The following is a 6,282-nucleotide window of genomic DNA, read 5'->3' on the forward strand; positions in this document are numbered from 1 at the left end:
CTGCGGCAGCGGGACACATTACTGATTCACCGCCCGCAGTACCGGCGTCTCCGATACACGAGCAGCACAGACTACCGCCATAATATTATCCACCAGCGCAGGCGCCTGCTGATAAAGATCGACGCGTTGCGGATCGAGCAGCCAGTTTTTAATTAGTCCGGAAAAGGCGCTGTGTAAAACAATTAATATCACTTCAATATTTGTTTCGGCTGGCAATATATTGTTACGCACACAGCACTGCAGCATGCCGCCGATGAGCGAATAATTAAAGCCAATGCGCTGGCGAATTTCATTTTCCGAAAGCATATCATTGGCAAACTCGCAGCGCTGATAAAGAATTTGCATCAGCGCGCGCTGGCGAGGATTCGCAGCAATATAGCGGAGCCCGGTAATAAACCGCTCGCGCAATGCATTTAAAGGCTCCTGTTCATTCTCTGTTGCGAGGCTATGCTGAATCAAATCCCTGAGCGGTGGCTGCTGCTGCCACATTTCATTAAACAGCTCGGTCTTACTGGCAAAATGCCAGTAGACGGCGCCGCGGGTCACTCCCGCCGCATCAGCAATATCCGTCAGGGTCGTGTTGGTCACCCCCCGCAGAGCGAACTGCTGGATCGCGGACTCAATCAGGAGCTGCCGCGTGCGTAGCGCCTCTTCTTTCGTTTTTCTTGCCATACAAGCCCCCTTCCCGCCGGACAGGATATTTAGGATTTTCTGAAGATCGCTTAACCTAACATTTGTCATGGAATATTTTTTAGCAAAAATGCAGACAAGTTAATTCTGACGCCATCGTCAAATAAATTACCCAAATCAATATTAATAAATAACTCATTCACGGAATTGATGTCTATTTATTAAGATTTACAATTAAGGTAAACAGAATAAAAAGGCTGCGCGCTTTTTTGTTTTTGCGTGCCTTGCTGATTGTCCCAAAATAACTATCCCTTACATCCAGCGGCGTTTATTTGTAGGATGGCAAACTGCTTTTTAATTCCCTCTTTCTTTCACAGATTCGCCGCCGAATTTGGCACGTAATCTATAAGGAACCGCCATGACTACTCACGCCAGAGTGACACTTTTATCCGGTTTAATTATCTCGGCCTTATTGCTTACCGGCTGCGATAATTCGGACAATCCGCAACCCCATGCCCAGGCGCCGCAGGTGACGGTCCATGTCGTGAACAGCGCGCCGCTGTCGGTCACCACCGAACTGCCAGGCCGAACTTCAGCTTTTCGCGTGGCGGAAGTCCGCCCTCAGGTAAGCGGTATTATCCTGAAGCGTAACTTTGTTGAAGGAAGCGATGTCGAAGCAGGCCAGTCGCTCTATCAGATCGATCCGGCAACCTACCAGGCGGCGTGGAACAGCGCCAAGGGCGATGAAGCAAAAGCCGAAGCCGCAGCCGCCATCGCCCACTTGACGGTGAAACGCTACGTTCCGCTGCTGGGTACCCAGTATATCAGTCAACAGGAATACGATCAGGCGGTAGCCACCGCCCGCCAGGCCGATGCCGACGTCATCGCAACCAAAGCCTCCGTGGAAAGCGCCCGCATCAACCTGGCCTACACCAAAGTGACCTCTCCCATTAGCGGACGCATCGGTAAATCGAGCGTCACCGAGGGGGCATTGGTTACCAACGGTCAGTCGGATGCCCTGGCCACCGTCCAGCAGCTCGATCCGATCTACGTCGACGTGACGGAATCCAGCAATGACTTCATGCGCCTTAAGCAGGAAAGCCTGCAACGCGGCGGCGACACCAAAAGCGTTGAACTGCTGATGGAGAACGGCCAGGCCTATCCGCTTAAGGGTTCGCTGCAGTTCTCCGACGTCACAGTCGATGAAAGTACAGGTTCAATTACCCTGCGCGCTATCTTCCCTAACCCGCAGCATGTCCTGCTGCCGGGGATGTTCGTCCGCGCCCGCATCGATGAAGGCACCGATCCGCAGGCCATCCTGGTGCCGCAGCAGGGGGTGACTCGAACGCCGCGGGGCGATGCCTCCGTCATGCTGGTGAATGACAAAAATCAGGTTGAGACCCGTCCAGTGGTGGCTTCCCAGGCCGTGGGCGATAAGTGGCTTATCACCAGCGGGCTGAAGCCGGGCGATAAGGTGATTGTCAGCGGCTTACAGAAAGTCCGTCCGGGCGTCACCGTTAAAGCAGAAGTGGAGCGTGCGGCACCGGTCGCGCAATAAGGATACCCAGCCATGTCTAAGTTTTTTATCCATCGACCGGTCTTTGCCTGGGTGCTGGCCATCATCATGATGATTGCCGGCGGTCTGGCCATTCTCCAGCTGCCGATAGCGCAGTATCCGACGATTGCGCCCCCTGCGGTGGCGATCTCCGCCACCTATCCCGGTGCGGATGCTCAGACCGTGCAGGACACGGTCACTCAGGTTATTGAGCAGAACATGAACGGTATCGACAACCTGAAGTATATGTCGTCGACCAGCGATTCCGCCGGCTCAGTAACCATCACGCTTACCTTTAAGTCCGGCACCGATCCGGATATCGCCCAGGTGCAGGTGCAAAACAAACTGCAGCTGGCCACCCCGCTGCTGCCTCAGGAAGTCCAGCAGCAGGGAATTAGCGTAGAGAAGTCCAGCAGCAGCTTCCTGCTGGTGGCCGGCTTTATCTCTGATAACCCGGTCACTACCCAGGATGATATTTCCGACTATGTCGCCTCTAATGTTAAAGATCCCATCAGCCGACTCAACGGTGTGGGCGATGTCCAGCTGTTTGGCGCACAGTACGCCATGCGTATCTGGCTGGATGGCAACCTGCTGAACAAATACAACCTGACGCCAGTGGATGTCATTAATGCGCTGCAGGTTCAGAACGATCAGATCGCCGCCGGCCAGCTGGGCGGTACGCCAGCGCTAAAAGGCCAGCAGTTGAACGCGTCGATCATTGCCCAGACGCGGCTTAAAGATCCGCAGGAGTTTGGCAAGGTCACGCTGCGGGTCAATGCCGATGGCTCTGTCGTCCATCTGAAAGATGTCGCCCGCATTGAGCTGGGCGGAGAGAACTACAACGTCGTCGCCAGAATTAACGGTAAGCCCGCCTCTGGTCTGGGTATTAAGCTTGCGACCGGCGCCAACGCGCTGGATACCGCCACTGCGATTAAAGCGAAGCTAGCCGAACTGCAGCCTTACTTCCCCCAGGGAATGAAGGTGGTCTATCCGTACGATACGACCCCTTTCGTTAAAATCTCTATTCACGAAGTGGTCAAAACGCTCTTTGAAGCGATTATTCTCGTCTTCCTTGTCATGTATCTGTTCCTGCAGAACATGCGCGCAACGCTCATTCCGACCATTGCCGTGCCCGTCGTGCTGTTGGGCACCTTCGCCGTACTGTCGATGTTTGGCTACTCCATTAACACCCTGACGATGTTTGGTATGGTGCTGGCGATAGGTCTGCTGGTCGATGACGCCATTGTGGTGGTGGAAAACGTCGAACGTGTGATGGTTGAGGAGAAGCTCTCGCCAAAAGAAGCGACGGAAAAGTCGATGTCGCAGATCCAGGGGGCGCTGGTGGGTATCGCCATGGTGCTCTCTGCGGTTTTCGTGCCGATGGCCTTCTTCGGCGGTTCCACCGGCGCGATTTATCGCCAGTTTTCGATCACCATCGTTTCCGCCATGGCGCTCTCCGTGCTGGTTGCCCTGGTGCTGACGCCAGCGCTCTGCGCCACGTTGTTGAAGCCAGCCTCAGCTGAACACCATGAGAAAAAAGGATTTTTCGGCTGGTTTAACGCCCGTTTTGACCAGAGCGTTAACCACTACACCAACAGCGTCAGCGGTATTTTGCGTGGAACCGGCCGTTACCTGGTGATCTATCTGCTGATCGTCGTGGGAATGGCCGTGCTGTTTATGCGTCTTCCGACATCCTTTCTACCCGATGAAGACCAGGGGGTCTTCCTGACCATGATCCAGCTGCCTTCCGGCGCTACACAGGAGCGGACACAGAAAGTGCTGGATACCGTGACCGACTACTATCTGCATAACGAGAAGGCTAACGTCGAAAGCGTCTTTACCGTTAACGGCTTCAGCTTCAGCGGCCAGGGACAAAACTCCGGCATGGCGTTTGTCAGCCTGAAACCATGGGAAGCACGCAGCGGTGATAAAAACAGCGTGGAGTCCATCATCAAGCGAGCCACCGTGGCCTTCAGCCAGATCAAAGACGCCATGGTTTTCCCGTTCAACATGCCTGCCATTATTGAGCTGGGTACCGCCACCGGCTTCGACTTTGAGCTGATCGACCAGGGCGGGCTAGGCCATACTGCCCTGACGCAGGCGCGCAATCAACTGCTGGGCATGGTGAAACAGCATCCGGATCAGCTGGTACGGGTACGGCCTAATGGGCTGGAAGATACGCCGCAGTTCAAACTGGATGTCGACCAGGAAAAAGCGCAGGCGCTGGGCGTATCGCTCTCCGATATCAATGAAACGATATCCGCTGCGCTGGGCGGGTACTACGTCAATGACTTTATTGACCGTGGTCGCGTCAAGAAAGTGTACGTCCAGGCTGATGCCCATTTCCGTATGCTGCCGAGCGACATTAACAATATGTATGTTCGTAGCGCCAATGGCGAAATGGTCCCGTTCTCCGCCTTCGTCACTTCGCGCTGGATTTATGGCTCGCCGCGTCTGGAACGCTACAACGGTTTACCCTCCATGGAAATCCTCGGTGAAGCTTCGCCGGGCAAGAGTACCGGGGAAGCCATGGCGCTGATGGAAGCGCTGGCCAGTAAACTGCCGAGCGGTATTGGTTACGACTGGACCGGGATGTCTTACCAGGAACGCCTTTCCGGCAACCAGGCTCCCGCGCTCTATGCCATCTCGCTGATCGTCGTCTTCCTGTGCCTGGCGGCGCTGTATGAGAGCTGGTCGATTCCGTTCTCAGTCATGCTAGTGGTTCCGCTGGGGGTGATCGGCGCGCTGTTAGCCGCCACGCTGCGTGGGCTGAATAATGACGTTTACTTCCAGGTAGGCCTTCTGACCACGATCGGTTTGTCGGCGAAGAACGCGATCCTGATCGTCGAATTCGCCAAGGATCTGATGGAGAAAGAAGGGAAAGGGATCATTGAAGCAACCCTGGAGGCATCGCGGATGCGCCTGCGACCCATTCTGATGACCTCTCTGGCTTTTATTCTCGGGGTCATGCCGCTGGTGATTAGCCATGGTGCCGGCAGCGGGGCGCAGAATGCGGTGGGTACCGGCGTCATGGGCGGGATGCTAACCGCGACACTGCTGGCGATCTTCTTTGTTCCGGTCTTCTTTGTGGTCGTCAGACGACGTTTTACCCGGCACGCTGAATAACCCGGCCTGGTATTAAAGGCGCCCCTGCGGGCGCTTTTTTTTCGCCTGGTATATGAGCAACCACTACAGCTTACCGCTATCTGACAACCGCTATCGCGCGCGGCAGCGATGGGATACGATCGTTCTCTCCATCTTTTCTGCATATTCCCCTGCTTATCTTCACGATATTTACGTGGCTCATATATTGAGATGATTTCGGCATCCGGGCCGGACAATCCGCGGTGATAAAATAAGCCATTCCGTTCTGCACTGGCTCTCAGTACAACCCTGCGGATTATCCAGAGGTAATATCATGAAAAAGTATTTAATCGTGGCGCTGCTGGCCTCTCTGCTGGCAGGCTGTGCCCATGACTCTCCCTGCGTACCGGTGTATGACTCGCAAGGCCGCTTAGTCCACACCAATACCTGTATGAAAGGCACAACAGAAGACAACTGGGACACCGCAGGCGCGATCGCCGGGGGCGCCGCCGCGGTAGCCGGCCTCACGTTAGGGATCGTCGCGCTGACCCGCTAATTCTCCCCCGACCAGCAGATACAGGGGCTAGCGTCGAACCTGTATCTGCTCTTCTGCGCATCATCCACATGACAACCGAACAAACAAACTCACTGTCCCTTGCTGCATCACGCGCAAATCGGCTTTGACGGGTTTCCCCCTGGCGGCAGGACTGCTTATCAACAGATAACACAAAAGCAGAAGGCCCAGTCTTTCGACTGGGCCTTCTGCTTTATTTGATGCCTGGCGATTCCCTACTCTCACATGGGGAGACCCCACACTACCATCGGCGCTACGACGTTTCACTTCTGAGTTCGGCATGGGGTCAGGTGGGACCGCCGCGCTATTGTCGCCAGGCAAATTCTTTACAACGTGCCGAACTTTAACCTAAAAAGTGGTGCTGATACCCAGAGTCGAACTGGGGACCTCACCCTTACCAAGGGTGCGCTCTACCAACTGAGCCATATCAGCACGCTAA

At 55.0% G+C, this 6,282-nt stretch carries 4 protein-coding genes, 1 tRNA gene and 1 rRNA gene; 3 read left to right on the forward strand and 3 right to left on the reverse strand.

The genetic code is table 11. The features are described from left to right. Nucleotides 1–18 precede the first annotated feature (18 nt). Nucleotides 19–672: an acrEF/envCD operon transcriptional regulator gene (envR, locus tag ACOI7Z_RS18005; protein WP_023291162.1), complete on the reverse strand. Its 654-nt coding sequence runs from the start codon at nt 670–672 to the stop codon at nt 19–21. Nucleotides 673–1,048: 376 nt separating this feature from the next. Between envR and ACOI7Z_RS18010 the strand changes: the two genes are divergently transcribed. From ACOI7Z_RS18010 to ACOI7Z_RS18020, 3 genes are all read left to right on the forward strand, one after another. Continuing rightward, nucleotides 1,049–2,188, forward strand: coding sequence for an efflux RND transporter periplasmic adaptor subunit (locus ACOI7Z_RS18010; RefSeq protein ID WP_087848549.1), 1,140 nt, complete (start codon nt 1,049–1,051; stop codon nt 2,186–2,188). Between the two features lie 12 nt (nt 2,189–2,200). Next, nucleotides 2,201–5,311 (forward strand): efflux RND transporter permease subunit, encoded by a 3,111-nt coding sequence (locus ACOI7Z_RS18015; RefSeq protein ID WP_087848548.1) that lies wholly within the window; start codon nt 2,201–2,203, stop codon nt 5,309–5,311. Between the two features lie 292 nt (nt 5,312–5,603). Then, the gene (locus ACOI7Z_RS18020; RefSeq protein WP_004206262.1) at nt 5,604–5,825 is read left to right on the forward strand and encodes a membrane protein; all 222 of its coding nucleotides are present in this window, start codon (nt 5,604–5,606) and stop codon (nt 5,823–5,825) included. Nucleotides 5,826–6,045: 220 nt separating this feature from the next. On the opposite strand, the gene rrf is transcribed toward ACOI7Z_RS18020, so the two are convergent. Together rrf and ACOI7Z_RS18030 are read right to left on the reverse strand one after the other, a co-directional pair. Next, a 5S ribosomal RNA gene (gene rrf, locus ACOI7Z_RS18025) occupies nt 6,046–6,161 on the reverse strand. Between the two features lie 38 nt (nt 6,162–6,199). Further along, nucleotides 6,200–6,275 (reverse strand) — tRNA-Thr (locus ACOI7Z_RS18030). Nucleotides 6,276–6,282 lie beyond the last annotated feature (7 nt).

This window comes from Klebsiella sp. C283 (genome assembly GCF_048822555.1).
Taxonomy (GTDB): Bacteria; Pseudomonadota; Gammaproteobacteria; order Enterobacterales; family Enterobacteriaceae; genus Klebsiella; species Klebsiella quasipneumoniae.

Coding starts and splice junctions, on each gene's coding strand:
- envR (WP_023291162.1), bottom strand. CDS start 672: ATGGCAAGAAAAACGAAAGAAGAGGCGCTACGCACGCGGCAGCTCCTG.
- ACOI7Z_RS18010 (WP_087848549.1), top strand. CDS start 1,049: ATGACTACTCACGCCAGAGTGACACTTTTATCCGGTTTAATTATCTCG.
- ACOI7Z_RS18015 (WP_087848548.1), top strand. CDS start 2,201: ATGTCTAAGTTTTTTATCCATCGACCGGTCTTTGCCTGGGTGCTGGCC.
- ACOI7Z_RS18020 (WP_004206262.1), top strand. CDS start 5,604: ATGAAAAAGTATTTAATCGTGGCGCTGCTGGCCTCTCTGCTGGCAGGC.